General features: G+C 55.0%; 18 protein-coding genes. 7 read left to right on the forward strand and 11 right to left on the reverse strand.

The window, feature by feature from the left end:
• The first annotated feature begins 12 nt into the window (after positions 1-12).
• The 6 genes from E3W21_RS08140 (at position 13) to E3W21_RS08165 (ending at position 5,378) form a co-directional block, all read left to right on the forward strand.
• A complete protein-coding gene (locus E3W21_RS08140; RefSeq protein ID WP_129445115.1) occupies positions 13-615 on the forward strand; it encodes a 50S ribosomal protein L25/general stress protein Ctc in 603 nt (200 codons plus the stop codon).
• A 170-nt stretch (positions 616-785) separates the two neighbouring features.
• Positions 786-1,370, forward strand: a complete 585-nt coding sequence (gene pth, locus E3W21_RS08145; protein WP_008153430.1) for an aminoacyl-tRNA hydrolase — start codon at positions 786-788, stop codon at positions 1,368-1,370.
• Between the two features lie 23 nt (positions 1,371-1,393).
• Positions 1,394-2,494: a redox-regulated ATPase YchF gene (gene ychF, locus E3W21_RS08150; protein WP_134419017.1), complete on the forward strand. Its 1,101-nt coding sequence runs from the start codon at positions 1,394-1,396 to the stop codon at positions 2,492-2,494.
• A gap of 214 nt (positions 2,495-2,708) precedes the next feature.
• Positions 2,709-3,896, forward strand: coding sequence for a tyrosine-type recombinase/integrase (locus tag E3W21_RS08155; protein ID WP_134419019.1), 1,188 nt, complete (start codon positions 2,709-2,711; stop codon positions 3,894-3,896).
• The gene (locus E3W21_RS08160) at positions 3,883-4,746 is read left to right on the forward strand and encodes a hypothetical protein (RefSeq protein WP_134419020.1); all 864 of its coding nucleotides are present in this window, start codon (positions 3,883-3,885) and stop codon (positions 4,744-4,746) included. Before E3W21_RS08155 ends, E3W21_RS08160 begins: the two co-directional genes overlap by 14 nt.
• A 53-nt stretch (positions 4,747-4,799) precedes the next feature.
• Positions 4,800-5,378 (forward strand): hypothetical protein, encoded by a 579-nt coding sequence (locus tag E3W21_RS08165; protein ID WP_134419022.1) that lies wholly within the window; start codon positions 4,800-4,802, stop codon positions 5,376-5,378.
• A gap of 353 nt (positions 5,379-5,731) precedes the next feature.
• Here E3W21_RS08165 and E3W21_RS08170 read toward each other — a convergent pair whose 3' ends face one another.
• The 11 genes from E3W21_RS08170 to E3W21_RS08220 all read right to left on the reverse strand — a co-directional run bounded on the left by E3W21_RS08170 (position 5,732) and on the right by E3W21_RS08220 (position 19,671).
• Positions 5,732-7,159: a mechanosensitive ion channel family protein gene (locus tag E3W21_RS08170; protein ID WP_134419024.1), complete on the reverse strand. Its 1,428-nt coding sequence runs from the start codon at positions 7,157-7,159 to the stop codon at positions 5,732-5,734.
• Between the two features lie 493 nt (positions 7,160-7,652).
• Entirely contained in the window at positions 7,653-8,630 is a 978-nt protein-coding gene (locus tag E3W21_RS08175) for an IS5 family transposase (RefSeq protein WP_134419026.1), read from the reverse strand.
• A gap of 96 nt (positions 8,631-8,726) precedes the next feature.
• Positions 8,727-9,269, reverse strand: coding sequence for an antibiotic biosynthesis monooxygenase (locus tag E3W21_RS08180; protein WP_134419028.1), 543 nt, complete (start codon positions 9,267-9,269; stop codon positions 8,727-8,729).
• The gene (locus tag E3W21_RS08185) at positions 9,266-10,303 is read right to left on the reverse strand and encodes a catalase family peroxidase (RefSeq protein WP_256661534.1); all 1,038 of its coding nucleotides are present in this window, start codon (positions 10,301-10,303) and stop codon (positions 9,266-9,268) included. The genes E3W21_RS08180 and E3W21_RS08185 overlap by 4 nt, the downstream gene beginning before the upstream one ends.
• Before the next feature lie 5 nt (positions 10,304-10,308).
• Positions 10,309-11,418, reverse strand: a complete 1,110-nt coding sequence (locus E3W21_RS08190) for an alkene reductase (protein WP_134419029.1) — start codon at positions 11,416-11,418, stop codon at positions 10,309-10,311.
• Positions 11,419-11,475: 57 nt separating this feature from the next.
• Complete coding sequence (locus E3W21_RS08195; RefSeq protein ID WP_134419030.1) at positions 11,476-12,933, reverse strand: aldehyde dehydrogenase family protein; 1,458 nt, start codon at positions 12,931-12,933, stop codon at positions 11,476-11,478.
• 19 nt (positions 12,934-12,952) lie between these two features.
• A complete protein-coding gene (locus E3W21_RS08200; RefSeq protein ID WP_134419032.1) occupies positions 12,953-14,590 on the reverse strand; it encodes a GMC family oxidoreductase in 1,638 nt (545 codons plus the stop codon).
• A 131-nt stretch (positions 14,591-14,721) separates the two neighbouring features.
• Positions 14,722-15,645, reverse strand: a complete 924-nt coding sequence (locus E3W21_RS08205) for a LysR family transcriptional regulator (protein WP_134419033.1) — start codon at positions 15,643-15,645, stop codon at positions 14,722-14,724.
• Positions 15,646-16,107: 462 nt separating this feature from the next.
• A complete protein-coding gene (gene wrbA / locus E3W21_RS08210; protein WP_129440971.1) occupies positions 16,108-16,707 on the reverse strand; it encodes an NAD(P)H:quinone oxidoreductase in 600 nt (199 codons plus the stop codon).
• A gap of 96 nt (positions 16,708-16,803) precedes the next feature.
• The gene (locus E3W21_RS08215; protein ID WP_218570163.1) at positions 16,804-18,522 is read right to left on the reverse strand and encodes a GMC family oxidoreductase; all 1,719 of its coding nucleotides are present in this window, start codon (positions 18,520-18,522) and stop codon (positions 16,804-16,806) included.
• An 87-nt stretch (positions 18,523-18,609) separates the two neighbouring features.
• On the reverse strand, positions 18,610-19,671 hold the full coding sequence (locus E3W21_RS08220) for an NAD(P)-dependent alcohol dehydrogenase (protein ID WP_256661535.1): 1,062 nt from the start codon (positions 19,669-19,671) through the stop codon (positions 18,610-18,612).
• Positions 19,672-19,946: 275 nt separating this feature from the next.
• Here E3W21_RS08220 and E3W21_RS08225 point away from each other — a divergent pair, with 275 nt between their 5' ends.
• On the forward strand, positions 19,947-20,945 hold the full coding sequence (locus E3W21_RS08225) for a helix-turn-helix domain-containing protein (protein ID WP_134419036.1): 999 nt from the start codon (positions 19,947-19,949) through the stop codon (positions 20,943-20,945).
• The last annotated feature ends 479 nt before the right edge of the window (positions 20,946-21,424 follow it).

The following is a 21,424-nucleotide window of genomic DNA, read 5'->3' on the forward strand; positions in this document are numbered from 1 at the left end:
TGGAGATACAACATGAACGATTTTACTCTGAATGCTGAAGTGCGTTCCGACCTGGGGAAAGGTGCGAGCCGCCGCCTGCGTCGTCTCGCAAGCCTGGTACCTGCTGTAGTTTACGGTGGCGAAAAAGCCCCTGAATCCATCAGCATGCTGGCTAAAGAAGTTGCCAAACTGCTCGAAAACGAAGCGGCTTACAGCCACATCATTGAGCTGAACGTTGGCGGCACCAAGCAAAACGTAATCATCAAAGCTCTGCAGCGTCACCCGGCCAAAGGCCACGTGATGCACGCTGACTTCGTACGCGTTGTAGCTGGCCAGAAACTGACCGCTATCGTGCCTGTACACTTTGTTGGTGAAGAAGCTCCGATCAAGAAAGGCGGCGAAGTTTCGCACGTTGTTGCTGAAATCGAAGTTTCGTGCCTGCCAAAAGACCTGCCTGAATTCATCGAAGTCGACCTGGCTAACGCCGAAATCGGTTCGATCATTCACCTGTCTGACCTCAAAGCCCCTAAAGGCGTTGAGTTTGTTGCTCTGGCACACGGTGATGACAAGGCAGTTGCCAACGTCCACGCTCCACGTGTTGCTCCAGAAGCTACCGAAGAAGGCGCAGCAGAGTAATTCACTCTGTGATGCCGGAGTGATCAAGTAACATCGCGGACTGGAACGTAGCGAGAAAGCGGGCGAGAACGCGGAGTTTACATAATGGTAAATGAGCACTTGTCGTCCACTTTCGCCGCACACAACTGTCGCGGCGATGTTATCCACCACTCCAAGGAAGGGCCCCTATCGTGACTGCCATCAAACTGATCGTTGGCCTGGGAAATCCAGGCGCTGAATACGAACAGACCCGGCATAACGCAGGGGCCCTTTTTGTTGAGCGCATCGCGAACGCACAAGGCGTAAACCTTGTGGCAGATCGCAAATATTTCGGCCTGACCGGGCGCTATTCGCATCAGGGTCAGGATGTTCGTCTGCTGATTCCCACCACCTACATGAACCGCAGCGGCCAGGCCGTCGCGGCACTTGCCGGCTTCTTCCGCATTACGCCTGAAGAAATCCTGGTGGCGCATGACGAACTCGACCTGCCACCGGGTGTCGCCAAGCTCAAACAGGGCGGCGGCCATGGCGGTCACAACGGATTGCGCGACATCATCGCGCAACTGGGCAATCAGAATACCTTTCACCGCTTGCGGCTTGGCATTGGCCACCCGGGCGTTGCCAGTATGGTTTCAAATTTCGTCCTGGGTCGTGCGCCACGCGCCGAACAGGAAAAACTCGATGCCAGCATCGACTTTGCCCTCGGCGTGCTGCCGGATATCCTCGCCGGTGAATGGAACCGCGCGATGAAAAACCTGCACAGCCAGAAGGCCTGACTCTACTCCTCGGGGAAAACACCATGGGATTCAATTGCGGCATCGTCGGCCTGCCTAACGTCGGCAAGTCCACCCTGTTCAACGCCCTGACCAAATCCGGGATCGCGGCCGAGAACTTCCCCTTCTGCACCATCGAACCGAACACCGGTATCGTGCCGATGCCGGATTCGCGTCTGGAAGCCCTGGCGGCCATCGTCAATCCCAAGCGCATCCTGCCGACCACCATGGAATTCGTCGACATCGCAGGCCTGGTAGCCGGCGCCTCGAAAGGTGAAGGCCTGGGCAACAAGTTCCTCGCCAACATCCGTGAAACCGATGCCATCGCGCACGTAGTCCGCTGCTTCGAAGACGAGAACGTGATTCACGTCTCCAACAGCGTCGACCCGAAACGCGACATCGAAATCATCGACCTGGAACTGATCTTCGCCGACCTCGACAGCTGCGAGAAGCAACTGCAGAAAGTCGCCCGAAACGCCAAGGGTGGCGACAAGGACGCCGTGGTCCAGAAAGGCCTGCTGGAGCAATTGATCGCTCACTTCACCCTCGGCAAGCCTGCGCGTACGCTGATGAAAACCATGGGCGCCGACGACAAAGCGGTGATTCGTGGTTTCCACCTGCTGACCACCAAGCCGGTCATGTACATCGCCAACGTCGCTGAAGACGGTTTCGAGAACAACCCGCTGCTGGACATCGTCAAAGCCATCGCCGAAGAAGAAGGCGCCATGGTGGTTCCGGTCTGCAACAAGATCGAAGCCGAAATCGCCGAGCTGGATGACGGCGAAGAGAAAGACATGTTCCTCGAAGCCCTGGGCCTCGAAGAACCTGGCCTGAACCGCGTAATCCGCGCCGGCTACGAAATGCTGCACCTGCAGACCTACTTCACCGCCGGTGTCGAAGAAGTCCGCGCCTGGACCGTCCGCGTGGGTGCCACCGCACCACAAGCCGCTGGCGTGATCCACACCGACTTCGAAAAAGGTTTCATCCGCGCCGAAGTCATCGCCTACGACGACTTCATTCAGTACAAGGGTGAAGCGGGCACCAAAGAAGCTGGCAAATGGCGTCTGGAAGGCAAGGATTACATCGTTAAAGACGGCGATGTGATGCACTTCCGTTTCAACGTGTAAATTGTAGATAACATTGCAGGTGATTGCATAAGCTTGCTTAGCGGCGTGCAAATCGCCAATAAAGCCCCATTTTATGGGGCTTTCGCGTTTCTATGAGTTGCATGTGATTGCACCGGCATGCAGAAAAAAAGCGACTACACTGGTGTATATGATTCTTGGACAGGCCGTTTTTAGGTGTATACGATAAATGCATCCTGTAAAACTGAGTCATACCATGCTCACCGACGCTCACTGCCGGGCTGCAAAACCCAAAGACAAGCTGTACCGCATCAACGACGCTAGAGGCCTGTACCTAGAGGTAAAGCCTAATGGGGTTCGGGCTTGGCGATACCGCTTTAAGCTCTGCGGCAAAGCCTCTTGGTTCGCCCTTGGCGATTATCCCGACCTCTCGCTGGCCAATGCTCGAGAGAAGTGCGACGAAGCGCGCAAGCTAGTCAGACAGGGCATCAACCCGGTACAGAACAGGCAGCTCACGAAAATCAAACGGGAGATTGATGCTTCCAATACCTTTGAGATGATCGCCCAAGAGTGGCTCGCCCTGAAGGGTTGGGAACCAGTGACGAAGTCTCGGAGATTAGCGATGCTGAAGAGAGTTGTTTTCCCTTCGATTGGAAAGCTTCCGGTTCGTACCATTACATCGGCACATGTACTCGAGATTCTGAACAAAACACTGAAGCGCGGTGCCCCATCTGTAGCTGCAGAAGCAAAACGCACAATGTCAGGGGTCTTCGAGCTAGCAGTAGCTACTCTCAGAGCCGATACCGATCCCGTATGGCCTGTTAGAAAGGCATTGCCACCAAACAAAACCCAACACAAAGCGGCACTTTCGTCGGCCCAGGTAGGCAATCTGCTTAACGCTTTTGAGTCCCACGGCGGGCAATTCCAGACGCAGATGGCATTCAGATTAATGTGGTTGACGCTGACTAGAGCCAATGAAAGCGTTCAGGCGAAGTGGGATGAGTTCGACCTAGCCAATGGGCTGTGGAAAATTCCTAAAGAGCGCATGAAGGCACGTCGCGAGCATTTGCTCCCCCTGCCCCGCCAGGCAATCTCAGTGCTAACAACTATGCAGCCCATCACCGGTCAAGGCACCTATGTTTTCCCTAACCGAGATGATCGCCATCAGCCGATGTCTGATGCGGCATTCCGCCAAGCTCTGAAAAAACTTGGTTGGGCAACGATATATAGCCCCCACGGGACTCGTACTACAGGAAGCACAAGGCTTAACGAAATGGGTTACAGACCAGACGCGATTGAGGCGCAGCTGGCTCATGCAGAGCCCAACTCAGTTCGTCGGGCTTATAATCACGCCACCTACATTGATGAACGGGCAGAAATGATGCAGCAGTGGGCAGACAAACTGGACCTATGGAAAACGGAGGCCTCGAATGCTTCGATGTGACGATAAAGGCAGGGAAACTTTTCGCAGCTTACTAGTTGAAAGCATCTTGAACCATACGTCTTTGGATCACCTATCCCCAGCGGAAAAAACAACATTGATCGCTTTTTTCTCGCAGAAGCGCTCCCCCCTCCCCATCCAGCGCCCCTGCGACGTTCAAGCCCGCCTAAGAGCACTCAAAAAAGCGGCATCGGATGCTAGACGCCTCACAAATTCACTCAAACTCCTAAACACACAGGATCTGGTTTTACACAGCCATGAGGCAACTGATAGTGCCAACATCAGTGAAACAATAAGCAGCCTTACTAAAACCGCACTTGAGCTAGATACACGAATCAAGCAATTACCCGAGGACTCTCCATCCCCGACTAGATCAAATCAAATTTTACGTGTGCTGTATGCATTTCCTTTGCTAGCTGCTTTAGATTCCTACGGAATACCGGTGAATACGCGTAATGATTTCGTATCTATATCCGCCCTGGTTGAGTGCAAAACAGAAGACACATTCTTGCCAGATGTCGATGGAAACGCCACAGCTGCTATGAGATGCGTGATGCTCGCGCTTCATTCGTCAGGCACCCAAAACATTGACTGGAGCCTTGCAGCCTCCTTGATCAAAGTCGCTAAACCGATGAGAGATCAATCGATAGTAAACAATGCAAAATGCGCTGAGATAAAAAATTCGATGACACCATATGTAGACCAGCTTAACTACGCAATGTCTCTCACCGTAGACTCGTTTGAGACTCACGCAGAACATGAGCTATCTGCGGTTCAAGAAGGCTGGTTCGAGAATGTAGGCCAGCTGCCCGACTTTACCCCAACAAATCTTCACAAAGCATCGCTGCATTGATGAAGTAAGTCCCTACGCAAAAATTGCCCTCCGCATCGGAACTGAGCTACGCAATGAAATTGTGCTGTGCATGTAGAGAAGAAATAAATAATAAAGCCACCAGATGCAAACATTGCTCTGCCGCTCAAGGATGGCGGCGCTTCATCGGCAGCCCACTAATACTAGCTGGCTTTGCACTAACACTCGTTTCTATTTGGGCAGCAGAGCCAGTTAAAAGGTTGTTAGACCCTCAAAAGGCAGTGATACAAATATCGATGACGGGGGGTGACCACCTGCACGCCAATTTCATGATTAGCAATAACGGCTCTAGGCCAGCAACTTTAGAAAAAATACAAATAAGAAGCAAGACCAAATTCGGCTATTCGACATGGTACTTACACAGCGACATGGATGAAAAACTGCTCGAGACTGGAAAAACATACATTATCAACGCTTCTAACGGAAGCTTGATTCCAGGGGTAATTGAACACGAAAGAAAGCAAATACTCAGGTCAAATTTTGGCTTTGAGGATAACTGTGAGTTGCTGGTTAACTATATTGAAACAAACGGAACCAAAGTTATCCTCTCGTACCCATTCATGTGTGACCCAGTGAATCTGGACACTAACGATTTTCATCCAGGGAAAAAATAACGGCGCCCCATTAGGGCCTCTTCATTGAACGCTCGATGGCATTGATACTCGAGGAGTTTCAAAAAAACATCGAACGGCTGCGAAATTGCACTCCACTTGACCATCTGATTGCATCGGTACAGACCACTCGTTTGCATTGCACTTGATCAGGCGTTTGCATTCGATTAGACCACCGATTGCATCGGATTTGACCAGTACGCTTAGTAAACATGATCGGTAGAGAGCTGCCCATTGCTGCCGCTGGCGACAGGCAGTCATCGGCCAAAAGCGGTCGCTCGTAACGGGCCTCTTTCGACCCCAAGACGCCGGCCACGCCTGCTGCGTGACCGGTGCTCTGCTTCAGGATTAGCGGTTCAAGAACGCTGCAGCCAGCTGAAAAAACCGCCTTTCTTGATCGCCACCGACCTCTGTACCAGCAGAGATGCGCTGCTCTGCTCGCGGAAGCTCTGCAGCTTGTGCAAGGCGCTGCCGATCTCGCTACGTTGCTCCAGACAGGCCTGGATCAATGGCTTGTCGATGCGATAGAGCAGCCCCGAACTCAGTGCAGTGAAACTTGCCTGCGAAGGTGTGCCGTGGATGATGCCCTGTTCACCCATAATCTCGCCGGGGCCCATGCGCCCGGCCTCGACGAATCGCTCGCCGTCGGGCACCGCGGCGGACACCACACCGGTACCGATCACCAGCAAATGTTCGCTGACCTCACCCAGTTCCAGCACCACCTGGCCAACGCTGACGGCCAGCGGCTGCATTTGTTCGGCCAGGCGATCCTTCTCCTCGGCGCTCAGCGTTCGGAAGATCTTCACATCGTCGAGCAGCGCGCGCTGGCGGCTGTGCGCCACGTCCTGGGTTTCATTGCCGCGCAGGATGCCGGCGGCTTGCAGGTGGCGGTGGGCGAGGTCGAACATCAGGTTGCGTACTTCGGTCTTGTTGCTCTGGGCACTGACGTAGCCGCTGATCTCGTATTCCACCGTATGCAGGTCCGAGGCCTTCACCGTGACCTTGGCCTTGGGTGCCGGTAGCAGCGCGCTGACGCCCTGCAGGGTGCGGTTCAGCGCGTCGATTACCAGGCGCGGGCGTACCTGCGCTGGCACGCTGACACTTATGCTGAGCCGGTGGATATCGGTGGTGCGATTGAGGTTGAGGATCTTGGCCTTGGCCGCCACCGAGTTGGGGATCACCACCGTACCGCCCTGGCTGGTGCGCAGGTGGGTGGCGCGCCAGTCGATCTCGATCACCTTGCCTTCGGTGCCGTCGATCGACACCCAGTCATCCAGGCGGTAGGGCTTGGTGGTGTTCAGCACGATGCCGGAGAACACGTCGCTGAGGGTGCTCTGCAGCGCCAGGCCGACGACGATGGCGACCACCCCGGAGGTGGCAAGCAGGCCCTTGACCGGAAGCTGCATGATGTAGGCGGCGGCCGCGACCAGGGCGGCGACGAAGATCACCGCGCCCAGCACGTCTTGCAGCAGGCGTCCGGTGTGGCCGCTGCGCGGCATCAGCAGCACGCCGAGGGCCACGGTCAGGGTGCGTGCGCAGAGCAGCCACCAGGCGATGCCCAGCACCGAGCCCATCATGCTCAGCGCCGGCTCGGTCCACGGCGGAGGCTGCAGCGGACTCATCCCGGCTTCGATGATCACTAGGCTGTAGGCAAGGAAGAAACCCAGGCGCAGCAGCACGCGCCAGACTTTGGCTTCGGCGGGCAGCAGACGCCAGCAGGCAAGGTCGGTTAGCAGCAGGCCGACGGCGATTAGCAGCAGGTGTTGGTGAATCAGCGCGAGCATGCTGCACTCCTGGGTAGGTGAGAGCTGGTAGGGCATGACTAGATCGACGGCCAAGGTGAACGCTCAGCGCTGCAAAATCCCCGTGTAAGGCTGCACGGCTGCTGCTTCCTGCTCGAAGACCTGCATTAGATAGGGGGCGCGCAATGACATGTCGCGCGCAGCGATGGTGGTAATGAGTTTCATCCGGCAGAGGTAAAGCTCAATCCGGGCAACTGAATCGCCGTAGTTTTTAGATTCCCATAAAGACCGCTTTTGGCCACTCCTGCTTTTCATTACCGGCAGCTGTTACTTGGTTGTGGCCATTCACGACAGGCAGATTCCGGCCAAAAAACGGTCATAGAGTACCTAGGGAAGGTCTGAAGTACCCACCGATTTTTCATGCCCTCTCTGCTTGAGGTTCAAAAAATCATGAGTCGGTCGAAAAACAGGCCTTTCCTGTCCTTAATTCATGGTTCTTTCCTCTAGTCACGCTGCTTCAGGGCGATCAGCCGCATTACAGACGCACTTCGCCCATACCCATCAACCGTTTTCGCACCATCCACAGATTCGACAACGCGAACAACGTCGTCTGCTGCGCGATGTTTTTCGACAAACCACGAAAACGCACTTTCGTATAGCCGAACTGGCGCTTGATCACGCGAAACGGATGCTCAACCTTAGCCCGTACCTGCGCTTTCGCGTATTCGATCTTGCGTCGCATACGCCCGATCAAACTCTTTTTGGCGTGCTTTTTATAGCTGCTCGGGCGCGCCGCAATCGACCAGATCATCTTGCGATCCTGATGCTCAGGGCGCTTGTCGACTCCGGTGTAACCCGCATCGCCGCAGACATAAGTTTCCTCGCCATGCAGCAACTGATCGACCTGCGTCACGTCCGCCACATTGGCCGCCGTGCCCACCAGGCTATGGACTAAACCCGACTCGGCATCGACGCCGATGTGCGCTTTCATCCCAAAGAAATATTGGTTTCCTTTCTTCGTCTGATGCATTTCGGGATCGCGTTTGCCATCCTTGTTCTTGGTCGAACTCGGTGCATGAATGATCGTCGCATCAACCACCGTGCCTTGGCGCAGCATCAAACCACGATCACCCAGATAGCCATTGATGACCTGCAAAATCCCGCCCGCCAACTCATGTTTTTCCAGCAGGCGCCGGAAGTTGAGAATCGTGGTTTCATCGGGAATCCGATCCAGACTCAACCCCGCGAACTGACGCAGAATGGTCGTTTCATACAGTGATTCTTCCATCGCCGGATCGCTGTAGCCGAACCAATTCTGCATTAGATGAACCCGCAACATAGCCATCAATGGATACGCCGGACGGCCACCTTCGCCCTTCGGATAGTGTGGCTCGATCAAGGCAATCAGGCCCTTCCAAGGCACCACCTGATCCATCTCGATCAGGAAGCGCTCGCGGCGGGTCTGCTTACGTTTGCCGGCATATTCGGCATCGGCGAAGGACATCTGTTTCATCGGAGTTCAACCGCTCAGTTTGTGCGAGGTGCGTATTTCACCAAATCTGGATGTCTTTTTCAGAGTTTCCCTAGGAAATTCGGGGCGACCAATGCCTCAGCGTAACAGCCAGCGTGACAATGTGCGTGTCGCTATAGGCATCAACCAATAGACCATGCTCATGGAGATCAAGCCTGCTACCAATACTTCGAGTAGCCAAGCAGGCATGTTCAGTTCAGTAAGATCAATAAAGGCAGACATCATCCAGGGTATGAAAACTGTCAAGGGAAATACGACCACCCAGGACAGTAGCCATTGCTTCCAACGAGCGACAGTGACTCGACCTTGTAACGGCTCAAACCAGAACTTCGAGTCATCGTCTGCGCGATAGTAGTCTTGACGTAGCCATGGCAACGACTCGCGCAGCAACGCTTGCCGCACCTCAGACTTCAGCCAGGCCAGGACGTGCTCCTTGCTGACGAAACGCAGAATGATCGCGTAGCGCAGTTGTTGCCCTACCGGTTTAACAATATCCGTGGCCAAGTAGCCGGGGAAGTTTTGATGAGCCTCAATAGCCTTGCTCATCCACTGTTCATAAAGCGCCTGATACTGCGAGTTAACTTCATGAACAATTACACTCACACCAGCATCACTACTCATGGTTGCTGCCTTCGTTGTACAGCTCGCTGGTAGATCCGTTCGCGCGCTGGAGTCATAGGGTCGTGACTGGCCGAAATGCCGTCGATCATGCGCCCAGGGTTGAAATCAAGGCGTTGCTGGGTGGACTGTTGCTCCGCAATCGGCACCACAGCGTCGAGGGTTAAAACGCCCAATTCGACCTCCTGATGGCTGCGTGACCAGGGAATCGAGCCATCATCTACGGCGTCTCCGGGAGCGGCCAACTGCGCCACCAGGCGCAACTTCACAGGCCCTCTGGCAAGGCGTGTACCGATTTCGTCTTGCAAATAGTCTGCAGGCATTTCTTTGGCTTGCTGATCAGTTAATACGGTCTCGGCCACTAGCGGCTCAATGCGATAACGACCGATACGCTGCTCGCCCATGCCATTGCTGAACACCAGAGAATTGACACCGAAGTACTCCACAGCGGCGTAGCTGCTGGGTGCCTGTTTAGGTGCTTCAAGAAAGTGCTGTGCTCTTGGATGAGTGGCCAGAAATGCTTGCAGCGGCAACGGATCAGGCGGTGTAGCGACATTGGCGGCAATGCCTTGCAAAAAGCGGAGAAAGTCTTCGGGCGTAGCCACCGGAAAGCCATCGAAGGAGTGCGTCACAATATCCGTGAACTCGCCACTCGGTAGCGAGAAACGCAGAGCCAGGCCATGCGGACTGGCCATCGGGTCAGCGTCTGCTGTACCTGGCAAACCACTAAAGTTGGAGAACCGCAGTTGCACAGGAACTGCTTGCCCATGGAAATGGGCCGCTCGACTTAACGTCGCCGCCTCTTGCGTTGCAGTAAACATTCCATGTAGCAACACGCCCTTAGCATGCGTAATGCGAAAGCCAGGGTGATTGCCAAAGGTTGCATAGAGTGCATCAAGCAATGCGTCATAAAGACTGTCTTGCTGTTGGGTCAGGTTGTTCATAGTAGAAAAATCATCTTCGTTTACGGCGATGGCAAAGGGCGCTGCCAGCGCCCCTGCCAATGCTGCGCTGGCCAAAAATAGAGGTAGTCGCATTGGGCTCAACTCAGGCTTGCCAGGGCCGGATAGTCGGTATACCCGCGGGCATCACCACCGTAGAAGGTATTGCCATCCGGCTGCGCCAGCTCAGCGTTACAAACAAAACGCTGCGGCAGATCCGGATTGGCAATAAAGGGTTTGCCGAACGCTACTGCATCGGCCAGGCCCTGCACGAGGATGTCCTGAGCGCTTGTTTGCTGATAGCCGCCACAAACAAAGATTGCGCCATTGAATAGCTCGCGCAGTTGCGCACGAAAGCCTGAGGGATACTGCACACCAGGCCACTCAGACAAATGCAGATAGGCGATGCCCCGCGCACTGAGGGCCTCAGCCAAGTACAACGTAATCTCTTGGGCTTCAATGCTGAAGTCCATATCGTTAACGCTTGGCGGGCACCACGGCGAGAGGCGAATACCCACGCGCTCTGCACCCACGGCTGCCGCAACGGCATCAACCACTTCTAGGACAAATCGGGCACGATTTTCCAGCGAACCTCCGTAGCGGTCAGTGCGTTGATTGGTCGTAACAGAGAGAAACTGCTCGAGTAAAAAACCGTTTGCACCCTGCAGCTCAACTAAATCAAAACCTGCTTCACGAGCCCACAATGCGGCCTGGACAAACTCCTGCACCACTGCGGCAATACCGTCGTCACTCAACGCCAGCGGCGTGTCGCAATCGACCATGGCTGGTGAGCCTTGCAAATCAAACGCGAAAGTCTTGGCCTTTGCGCGGATGGCTGAAGGAGCAAGGGGTAACTGTCCCTGTGGCAATACCGAGTGATGAGAAATACGCCCGACATGCCACAGCTGAGCAGCGATCAGACCGCCGTTGTCATGTACCTCATCGACGACCTTCTTCCAGCCTAGTTGCTGAGCTTCGGTATAGATGCCCGGGGTATAGGCATAGCCCTTGGCGCCAGGTGAAATAGGCATCCCTTCGCTGATCAGCAGTCCGGCACTGGCACGTTGCCCATAGTATTGGGCGTTCAGCGCAGTTGGAACATCACCGGGCTGAGCTGAACGTGAGCGGGTCATAGGGGCCATCAGCACGCGGTTAGCCAAGGTCAGAGGGCCAACATTCAAAGGGTTCAGCAAGTTTTTCGTACGACTCATAAAATAGTTCTCATGCAGCCGCCTACGCAGCATCGTGCGTAGGCGAGCGAGTTGGATTTAGTGGTGACGTAAGCCGGGATTGAGAGCGATGTGTTTGTATTCAACGAAATCATCCATCGCCGCCACGCCATTCAAACGGCCCTGGCCGGACTGTTTGAAACCACCTTCCTCGAACTCGTCGTAGACCACTGCCCAATCATTGACCCAGACAGTGCCAGCCTCCAGCTCGCGAGCAACCCGTAAAGAGCGATCGATATCGCGAGTCCATACACTCGCTGCCAAGCCAAATTCGCTGTTGTTGGCCAGAGCAATCGCTTCTGCTTCGCTATCAAACACCTGCAGCGTCAGCACCGGACCGAATGTCTCACGCTGGACAATTGGCATGTCGGGATCAGTTACCCGCAGCAGTGTTGGCCGGTAGAAAGCTCCTCCGGCCAAAGGCCCTTCGGTTACCGGGCCACCGCGCACGATTACCTCAGCACCGCCAGCGATGGCTTCTTCCACCACTTGGTTAACCCGCTGAACGTTGGGCTTATCGATCAAAGGCCCCATCTCGCTGCTTGGATCTGCAGCGGGCCCTACGCGCACAGCTTCCAGTCGCGCAGCCAAACGCTCGATCAGCGCGGGAGCAATATCGCGCTGCACCAACAGCCGCGAACCCGTCATGCAGAACTGGCCAGCGAATACGGTCAGGGCTTTTTCGAGCGTTGGCACGGTTGCATCAAGGTCGGCATCGTTAAATACCAGCATGGGAGTCTTCCCGCCCAGTTCCAGGCCAAAACGCTTCAGCGACTGCGCGCCCGCAGCGGAGATTGCGCGGCCCGTTGTGGTGCTGCCGGTAAAACTGATTACCGGAACCTGGGGCGACTCCACCAGATGGATGGAACCTGCTGCGCCTTTTTCGCTGAACAAGTTTATAACACCGCGCGGTAATGACACAGACTCGCTCATGATGCGTGCTACCAACGCGTTGGTTTGAGCTGTTTGCCCAGGCATTTTGATGACTGTAGTACAGCCCGCCGCCAGGGCTGGTGCTAGGGAGCGAATCATCAGTACGACCGGCGAGTTCCACGGCACGATAATGCCCGCCACACCAACCGCTTGACGAATCACCAGGGAAATTTTGCCGGGCTTAGGCTCTGCTGCTCGACCGTACTCAGCACGAGCCTGGGCGGCGTAGTATCGCAACTTGGAGGGCACCATAGTGACCTCGAACGCTGCTTCGGGTTTGATCTTGCCGTTTTCCAGGGCCAGCATGGCAATCAGCTCGTCGGCATTGCGCTCAAACGCATCGGCCAGCTCCAGCAGCACCTTGGCGCGCAAGTTGCGATCATCTTTCCAGGGCGTTTCGGCGAACGAGCGCTTAGCCGCTTCAATCCCCTGCTGCGCTTCATGCAAACCACCTTCGGCGTATTGACCAATGCACTCATAGGTCGCTGGGTCGATGGAATCTTTATAAACACCGGAGTCCAGCCACAGGCCATCGATCCAGTTCAAAACCGGGGTGTTATTCATAGAGGTAATTCCTAGATTATTAAGCGTAGAGGCTGGCAGCTTTCTCAGCAGCAGCAATCACAGTGATGTTGGTCGCCACCGAAGGCACATCGGGGAAGATCGAAGCGTCGACTACACGTAGCCCCTGTACACCGATCACCCGCGCTTCAAGATCAACCACTGCTTGTGCGTCACCCGATCGGCCCATGGGCGCAGTCGAGGTTGGATGGTGATAGGTATCAAGACTGGCTTTGACACTGGCAAGCAACGCCTCATCGGTGTCATTGCCCGGGCCTGGATTGAGCTCGGAATGAATCAGCGTGTTCAACGGCGCTGTTGTGCCGATTTTGCGAGCCATACGGATGCCATCAAGCAGACGCTGACGATCCTTGGGCTCGGCGAGAAAATTGAGGTCAATGTGCGGTGCAACAAACGGATCGCGACTGACTAAGGTCACCTTGCCACGCGACAGTGGCCGAGTCAGCGCGATTGCGAGCACAAAGCCAACCTGCGTCGGGCTTTGCTCATGGGGAAACAAATGGGTCGCGGTGATGTGCAGATCCAGATCGCCGTTTTCGGCTGTGCTGCTATGGGTCCAGAGCTTGGCACCGATAGCGGGCGACTGACTGCCAATTAGCTCAGGTTTTGCCGCGTAGGCATTGTAATAAAACGGATGATCCATCAGGTTTTGCCCAACGGGCAGTTCAGCAACCAGCGGGATCTGTAAGGCGTGCAAGTCCTCACGCGGACCTATGCCCGATCGCAGCAGGATCGCTGCACTGCCGTAGCTACCCGCAGAGAGAATGACTTCACCGGCTAAGAGCTTTTCACCATCAGCCAGTTGCACACCGATCGCGCGCTTACCATCAAAAAGTACTTTGTCTACAAGGCTATCGGCGCGGATTATCAGATTAGCGCGACTACGTACTTCATCAGTGAGGTAGGCCATGCCGGTGTTGACCCGTACACCGTTGACGATATTCATCGGGTACGGGCCTACACCATTTGCATCCGCACCATCAAAGTCGCCAACTTTCGTGTAGCCATTCGCCACTGTCGCGCTGATAAAAGCCCGCTGCATCGGCGTGACGTCGGCATCACTAAGTTGATGAACTGGGAAAGGGCCATCATGGCCGTGCAAGCGACTAGAACCCGCACTATGGGTTTCTAGTTTCTTGAAAAATGGCAACAACTCCTCATAGCTCCAGCCTGGTAGCCCCCAGCGCTCGAAATCAGTAGGCCGCGCACGAATTGCCACGGCTCCATTGATCGCCGAACTACCGCCCAACACCTTGCCGCGCAGAGCGCCGATGGGATGATTGATGTAACCCGGTTGAGTCTTGTAGCCCCACTCAAATTCAGGATTGCCATTGGCGCCAACAATATCGCTGCTCGCAACAAGCGCAGGATAACTTCCAGGGCTATAGCTATGCCCAGCTTCCAGCAGTAGCACCAGACGGTCAGTGTTTTCGCTCAAGCGTCGAGCTAGCACCGCGCCAGCCGAGCCACCACCGACGATGATCACATCGAAAGCGCTAGGCTGTCCGTCGCTCTTTCTGGCCTTGCCAGCAGGCTCCAGTGCACGCGCTAAACCACTGCCCACTGCGAGGGTAGCGGCAGCCATAACACCACCGGCCAACACAGCACGGCGAGCGGGGTTGTTTAAGGAAACTGACATCCATCCTCCTCCATTTCTTCCTTTCAGACGCTGGTAATGCGCCTGTTGGAAAAAAGGATAGGTCAGTGTTCAGCCCCCCATAAGCCAGAGAAAAGCGAATCGATGTTTCGTTTTTTTCGAACGATTCAACACTATGGCTGCAAATGCGCTGCCAGCATCTGATCCCAAATCGGCGGGTTGCCAATCTGCTCACTGAGGAAACTGCCTAGCACACGGAGCTTGGGCGAGGTTCGCTGCGACTGACGATAGACCACAGAAATATTGCCGCCACGAGGCGCATAAGGCTCCAGCACCTCTCTCAGCTCACCGTCCACAATGGCCTGCGCGGCCAGGAATGTGGGCAGTATCGCAAGCCCGAGACCCGCCTTGGCCGCTTCCATAAGTTGGTGGCCACAATTGGTACGCATTCGACAGCGAACACGGAATGACTCCAATGTGTTGTTCACCGGTAGGGTCCACATGCCATGAGGTTCGCGATTCACGTAGAGCATGGCGTAATGTTGGGCCAGGTCTTGCGGGATATTCGGTGTGCCATGAGCACTCAAATAATCCGGGCTGGCACAGATGATATGGCGATTGGGGGTAATGGTTTTGGCCACTAGCGAAGAGTCCGGTAATTCACCAATGCGAACCGCCGCATCAAACCCCTCTTCATGCAAATTGACGCGACGGTCATCGAATTCAACGTCCAGTTCCAGCTCCGGATATTGCCTGGCGAAAGACGACAGAATCGGCGTCAGATAGCGCATCCCAAAAGCCATCGGAACTGCAATACGCAAACTACCGCGAACAGTCGACTGAGACGTCAAGACCGCGTTTTCGGCATCTTCAACATCAGCAAGGATACTTATGCAATGACGGTAAAAAACCTCGCCAGACTCAGTCAGGCGAGTCTGCCGACCACGCTCTAGCAAGATGCTTCCTAAGCGTTTTTCTAGTTGCTGAATCCGCTGGCAGACCATCGACTTGGCCGTACCCAAACGACGAGCGGCTTCAGAAATGCTGCCCGTGTCCGCCACTGTGACGAAAGAATGCATCTCAGATAGTTTATTCAAGTTCTAAATCCGTGAACACTTATGTAAATATTATCCAGATTGACACTTTTGCAGGTGTCTTGTGGCCTATTAATACCTGTCACAACAGACTGCAACGAATCGACTGTATCTATCCCCCATTACCTTGCCAACTTAGCTCACAGTCCGGCATTGGCCGAGAATGTGTCAAACGCATACACCATTTAGAAGTCTGCGCTGCTACGTACAATCTATCAGCGCTCGGCTAACAAGCAGACCTGAAATTTGCGTAGGAACGCGATTTTCGTTCTAGTTCTGACCGTCATACCTGCTCTAAAAGGTTTTTACACAACTTGGCCCGGTTGCTGTCCTTCAGTCATAAACGACCGAACCACGATTCAAGCGAAAAACAATGCCTGGCCGCAGCTGCCCTGATCCGTCGTTCAGAGCAGCCTGCCGTGTTCGAGTAAGCTTCGCTAACTCTCAGCTCAGGGGCGCTTGGTCCTAGCCCTTGAGTTTGGCCGTGATGCTGGCGACATACTCGCCTTGGTGACGGGCGATACCCAGTTCACGCTCGTCTGGCTGGCGCGAACCGTTGCCACCAGCCAGCGTCGAGGCGCCATAAGGAGTACCCCCGCTCACTTGCGAAATGTCGAACAGGGCCGGAGTGCTATAGCCGATAGGGACGATCACCATGCCGTGATGCGCCAAAGTGGTCCAGGTGGACGTGATGGTCATTTCCTGTCCCCCACCGGTACCGGTCGAGGTAAAGACACTGGCGACCTTCCCGACAAGCGCGCCCCGGGCCCATAAGCCACCGGTCTGATCCAGGAAGTTGCGCATTTGGCCAGACATGTTGCCGAAGCGAGTCGGGGTGCCAAAGATGATAGCGTCATAGTCGGCAAGTTCATTGGCTACTGCGATGGGTGCCTTTTGATCGACCTTGCCATGGGCCGCTTCAAACATGTGTGCATCCATCGTTTCGGGTACACGCTTGATCGTTACTTCCACTCCGGCGACGGTGCGGGCTCCTTCAGCGACGCTTTGCGCCATGGTTTCGATATGACCGTACATCGAATGATAGAGCACTAGAACCTTGACCATTGTTGTTTCCTTTTGAGGGGTTTTAGGTTTGAAACCTTGCGCGAAGGCGCTATCGGCGGGCGGCATATTTCAGCGAGTGAAGCCCTTGATCCAGCTTCAACTTTGCTGTTTACGAATCACATCCGATAGTTTTTCCGCCATCATGATGACGTTCGGGTTGAGATTGATCAGCGGAATTTCAGGGAAGATTGATGCGTCAATGACTCGCAGTCCTTGTACGCCATAGACATTCCCCTGCGCATCAACCACCGCGTTCGGATCGCTTGGCAGTCCCATCGGAGCTGTGGAACAAGGGTGCTGCAAGGTGCCGACGCCTTTTGCTAGGGCTTGGCGAATGTCTTTGTCGCTGTCGCTAACCGATGGCCCCGGGAAGATTTCCTCGACAATCAGGCTTTTCAAAGGCTCAGTCGTGGCTAGTTTCCGGGCGATCCGGAAACATTCGACCATGCGCTGCATGTCGTCTTCGCTGGTGAGGTGATTGAGCTTGATAACAGGCTGAACCTTCGGATCGAGGCTCTTGAGTTTGATGCTGCCGGTCGAGCTGACCTTCATCAACTCCAGCCCCAGCGAAAACGCCACACCGGTCTTGCTGATACTCGGGTCGAGCAAGTGCGATGGGGAGACCGCGATATCCAGTTCCCCGGCTGAGTTGGCGAAGGAAGAGTGAGTCCACAACTGAGAGCCGACAACGGGGTGATCCTGACCCTTGAGTTCCGGCTTACCGGCGAAGTTCATCCAGTAAAAAGCGTGATCGAGCAGCCGAGTGCCAACCGCAGCGTCCCGTATAACCGGGATGCCCAAGGCTTGCAGATCCGCTTTCGGGCCGATACCCGAGCGCAGCAGAATCGCTGCCGAGCCGTAGGCGCCAGCACTTAGGATCACTTCCTTGCCATGCAATTTTTTACCATCAGCCAGCAGAACCGAGCGGACCTTGGTACCGTCGAACTGCAGTTTGTCGATCAGGCTTTCGCAAAGGATGGTCAGATTCGAGCGTCTACGCACCTCTGGCGTGAGGTAGGCGATGCCGGTGTTGACCCGTACACCATTGACCACGTTCATCAGATTTGGGCCGGCACCGTTGTTGGCCAGAGGGTTGTTGAAGTCATCGACCTTGGCGTAGCCGAGTTTCCAGGCGGCCTCGACCGTCGAGCGTTGTACTGGGGTGATGTAGTCCATCGTCAGTTGATGAATCGGAAACGGGCCATTTCGACCGTGCCATTTATCATCGCCGGTGTGACAGGTTTCCATCTTCTTGAAGTAGGGCAACACTTCGTCGAATGTCCAGCCCTTCAAGCCTTTGGCTGTGATGCGCTCGAAGTCGTAGGGTAGGGCACGGCAGGCAACGGCGCCATTGATCGCAGAACTGCCACCGATTACCTTGCCGCGCGGCGCATAGACCGCTTCAGCCTGCTCAACCGGCTCGGCGTGATAACCCCATTCATAACGTGGATCAGCGTTGGCGGCGATGATGTTGCCGCTATAGAGCAGCTCTGGGTACTGATCCGGATCGAAAGAAGGCCCGGCCTCGACCAGCAAAACACTCTTGTTGCCGCTCTCACTTAAACGGTTTGCCAGCACGGCACCGGCAGAGCCACCACCGAGAATCACATAGTCGAATACGTGCTCGAACGGGCCCTGTTGTTTGAGTCGGCTGCGCGATTGGTTCTCCGGAACAGTAGGTTGCGCCGCTGAAGTAATACCCGATGCGAGGGACGCTGAGGCAATGACCACCATTGAGCCTTTGATGAAGCCGCGACGCTGCTTGCCGGAATGGTTCAAAGGGTCCTGTGATGCGGGAACGATAGTTTCATCCATGTTGATAACTCCTGGAACATATTGTTTTTGGAAGAGGGCTGGCGCGCAAGCGCATCGCTGGACGCGCACCCACCCGTTGAACACGCTTCAATCCTGATGCGGCATGACCACGATGGCCTTGACCACCTTGCCGCTGATGCCGTCGTCAATGGCATGGTTGATGTCTGCCAACGGGTACAACCGGGAAATTTTCTCAAGGGGTAGCAGGCCCTGGCGGTAGTACTGAACCAACTGCGGGATGAAAACCTCCGGCAAGGTGTCGCCCATCACGCTGCCGATCACCCTCCGTCCACGCAGTAGGTTCCACGCGTCGAACTCAACGGTCTCGCCTTGGGGCAACACGCCGGTCATCACCAGAGTGCCGAGTTCGCGCAGGCTGTTGAGTGCTGCGCTGATGACGGTTTTCACACCGCTGGACTCAAAGGCATATTGCACGCCCAAGCCATCACTCAATGCGCGGATCTCTTTGACCACATCGATGTCAGGCCCGGAGAGCACAGTATGGGTAGCCCCCAGTTCCATGGCTAGGTCGAGGCGCGATTGTTTGTTGTCGACCACAATGCGTTGGCTGCAGCCGATGATCTTGCTCGCCATCAAGGCGCTGAGGCCGACGGTACCGCAGCCGAAAATCACCACGCTGCTACCCGGCTCCGGGCGCAAGGTATTCATCATCCCGCCGGCGCCCGTCATCACCCCGCAGGCAAGCGGGCCGAGCAGTTTGAGGTCAACATCTTTGGGCACTTTCACCAGCGAGCTTTTGTGCGCGATGGCATAAGTGGCGTGGGACGACTGCGAAAAAAAGTGGCTGTGTACCGCGCTTTCTTGATCGTGCAAACACACCGAGCCGTCGGCCCGAGCACCGCCAAAGTTTAATGGCACATGATTAACGCAAAACGCCGGCTGCCCCGAGCGACAGAACCCGCACTCGCCGCAATGGCCCATGGAGAGCACAACGTGGTCCCCCACCTGGAAGTTGTTGACAGATGCACCGACCTTATCGACTATGCCCGCGCCTTCATGGCCCAGCACCACCGGAAGTGGAGTGGGCAGGTAACCATCACGAACATCCAGGTCGGTACGGCAGATACCCGCCGCCACAATCTTGATCCGGACTTCGTCCTCACGCGGTTCGTCTATTTGCAGTGACATTATTTCCAGTGGTGCACGGTGCTCTCTTGCCACAGCGGCGAGTGTTTTCATTGTTTTAATTCTTCACAGTGAATGGGCTGCTAAACGGGCTATTCATTCCCTGTTGGCATTGCAGGCACCGCAAGGCGGTTCGCCTGACGCGCCTGTCCTGCGCATCCACGGATTGCGTAGTCGCTACTTGTATTTACACGAACATGTCACCATGCCGATGGTAGACAGCCTCGCACGCAGTTGCTTGTCTGTGAGCGCAGTGGAAGTTATCTGAGAGTGAAACGATGAATTGCGTCATTACCACGGAAGGACTGCAAGACGATGTGCGCATGGACTATTGGCAGCATGTCGTCAGAGAGAATTTCATCCATTTCGATATGCGGCCAATTGCAGGGCAACCGGCTTTCAACGGAAAAATTTTTCAGCACACGCGCAATGTCATTCAACTGGCCGAAGTGATCGCCGATGGTCACTTTGTCCACCGCTCGATGCAGCACTTGTCTACGGGAAATGATGATTTTTTCCTGCTGCTCATCCAGCGTCATGGCACCACTCAGATCGAGCAGGACAATCGTCAGGTCACCATGAACCCCGGTGATATGGTGCTTTGCGACAGTAGCCGCAGCTATTCGATGAATATGCCGGGCGCTTTCCATCACAAAGTACTGATGATTCCTGGGCGAGTGATGCGTCACTCGCTGCGAAACGCAAGGGATTACACTGCACGGGTAATCCCCACGTCGTCCGGAACCGGTCGGCTATTCAGCCAGTTCATCAACTCGCTGCAAGGTTGCGTCGGTGAGCTTGATGAGCTCAGTTCATCTTCTGTGGCCAGCGCGACCGTCGAATTACTTTGTGCTGCATTGGTCGGAGTTCATGAGCAGGTCGCTGTTCTTCCGGGCAATCTGAAACAATTTCACCTGCGTCGATTACGCGCCTATGTGCATGAGCACTTGGCTGATCAGGAACTGGATGTAGAGCGGATCAGCAAGGCCTTGAGCTTGTCCAAACGTCATTTGCATGCTCTTTGCGACGGGCAACCCAATACCCTCTCTAGCTGGATCTGGAAAGAGCGCCTGGACGCCGCGCGCCGGTCATTGAGCGATCCAGCCAACGCGCAAACTCCGATCACTGAGATTGCCTTGTCGGTCGGGTTCAAGAGCCCCGCGCACTTTAGTCGCATGTTCCAATCGGTATTCCAGATGACCCCGCGCGACTTACGCGCTCAGGCGTTTGAGCAGAGACAGAACCAGGTTGAAGGGAAAGGCGATGGCCAAAGGTGAGCGAAAAATGCCATTTTACAAATCAATCCTAAGCCAGCGTGTTACGAGTCGTCGCCACCGGTAGCTTCGATAAAAAAAGTCAATCACAGGGAAAGGCTTCTACTGGCAGCAAACAGCCGTTCCCTGTCCTGCACGACCGACTGCTTTTGGCCGTTCTCTGCCGATCGTCACAACGGCGTGTGCTGGTCAAGTCGAATGCAAACGGTTGGTCAGCACGGATGCACATGGCTGGTCAGTGGCAATGCAAATGAGTGGTCAAGTCCATGCAATTACGCAGAACGGCATCATGATCGCTAGCGATCATAGGTGAGCTACCCCTAGCTCAAGAACGATTTATTTGTGTTTCAGCGTGAATATATGTTGGCGCTGATTGAAAACTGACCCACCCTGCCGATTGAAAAATGACCCAGGACGGATTGCTGATTTTTGTCCCAGCAATTGTGGATAAGCTTAGCAGCAGTGTTCTGGTTGAAGACGCA

The organism is Pseudomonas sp. F01002, assembly GCF_004402115.1.
In the GTDB taxonomy this organism is placed as follows: domain Bacteria; phylum Pseudomonadota; class Gammaproteobacteria; order Pseudomonadales; family Pseudomonadaceae; genus Aquipseudomonas; species Aquipseudomonas frigoris.

Excerpts from the sequence above, each read along its gene's own strand:
- E3W21_RS08225 (WP_134419036.1), top strand. The coding sequence starts at position 19,947 with ATGAATTGCGTCATTACCACGGAAGGACTGCAAGACGATGTGCGCATG.
- E3W21_RS08170 (WP_134419024.1), bottom strand. The coding sequence starts at position 7,159 with ATGCTCGCGCTGATTCACCAACACCTGCTGCTAATCGCCGTCGGCCTG.
- ychF (WP_134419017.1), top strand. The coding sequence starts at position 1,394 with ATGGGATTCAATTGCGGCATCGTCGGCCTGCCTAACGTCGGCAAGTCC.
- wrbA (WP_129440971.1), bottom strand. The coding sequence starts at position 16,707 with ATGGTCAAGGTTCTAGTGCTCTATCATTCGATGTACGGTCATATCGAA.
- E3W21_RS08180 (WP_134419028.1), bottom strand. The coding sequence starts at position 9,269 with ATGAGTAGTGATGCTGGTGTGAGTGTAATTGTTCATGAAGTTAACTCG.
- E3W21_RS08160 (WP_134419020.1), top strand. The coding sequence starts at position 3,883 with ATGCTTCGATGTGACGATAAAGGCAGGGAAACTTTTCGCAGCTTACTA.
- E3W21_RS08190 (WP_134419029.1), bottom strand. The coding sequence starts at position 11,418 with ATGAGTCGTACGAAAAACTTGCTGAACCCTTTGAATGTTGGCCCTCTG.
- E3W21_RS08195 (WP_134419030.1), bottom strand. The coding sequence starts at position 12,933 with ATGAATAACACCCCGGTTTTGAACTGGATCGATGGCCTGTGGCTGGAC.
- E3W21_RS08185 (WP_256661534.1), bottom strand. The coding sequence starts at position 10,303 with ATGCGACTACCTCTATTTTTGGCCAGCGCAGCATTGGCAGGGGCGCTG.
- E3W21_RS08215 (WP_218570163.1), bottom strand. The coding sequence starts at position 18,522 with ATGGATGAAACTATCGTTCCCGCATCACAGGACCCTTTGAACCATTCC.
- E3W21_RS08220 (WP_256661535.1), bottom strand. The coding sequence starts at position 19,671 with ATGTCACTGCAAATAGACGAACCGCGTGAGGACGAAGTCCGGATCAAG.
- E3W21_RS08175 (WP_134419026.1), bottom strand. The coding sequence starts at position 8,630 with ATGAAACAGATGTCCTTCGCCGATGCCGAATATGCCGGCAAACGTAAG.
- E3W21_RS08155 (WP_134419019.1), top strand. The coding sequence starts at position 2,709 with ATGCTCACCGACGCTCACTGCCGGGCTGCAAAACCCAAAGACAAGCTG.
- E3W21_RS08140 (WP_129445115.1), top strand. The coding sequence starts at position 13 with ATGAACGATTTTACTCTGAATGCTGAAGTGCGTTCCGACCTGGGGAAA.
- E3W21_RS08165 (WP_134419022.1), top strand. The coding sequence starts at position 4,800 with ATGAAATTGTGCTGTGCATGTAGAGAAGAAATAAATAATAAAGCCACC.
- E3W21_RS08200 (WP_134419032.1), bottom strand. The coding sequence starts at position 14,590 with ATGTCAGTTTCCTTAAACAACCCCGCTCGCCGTGCTGTGTTGGCCGGT.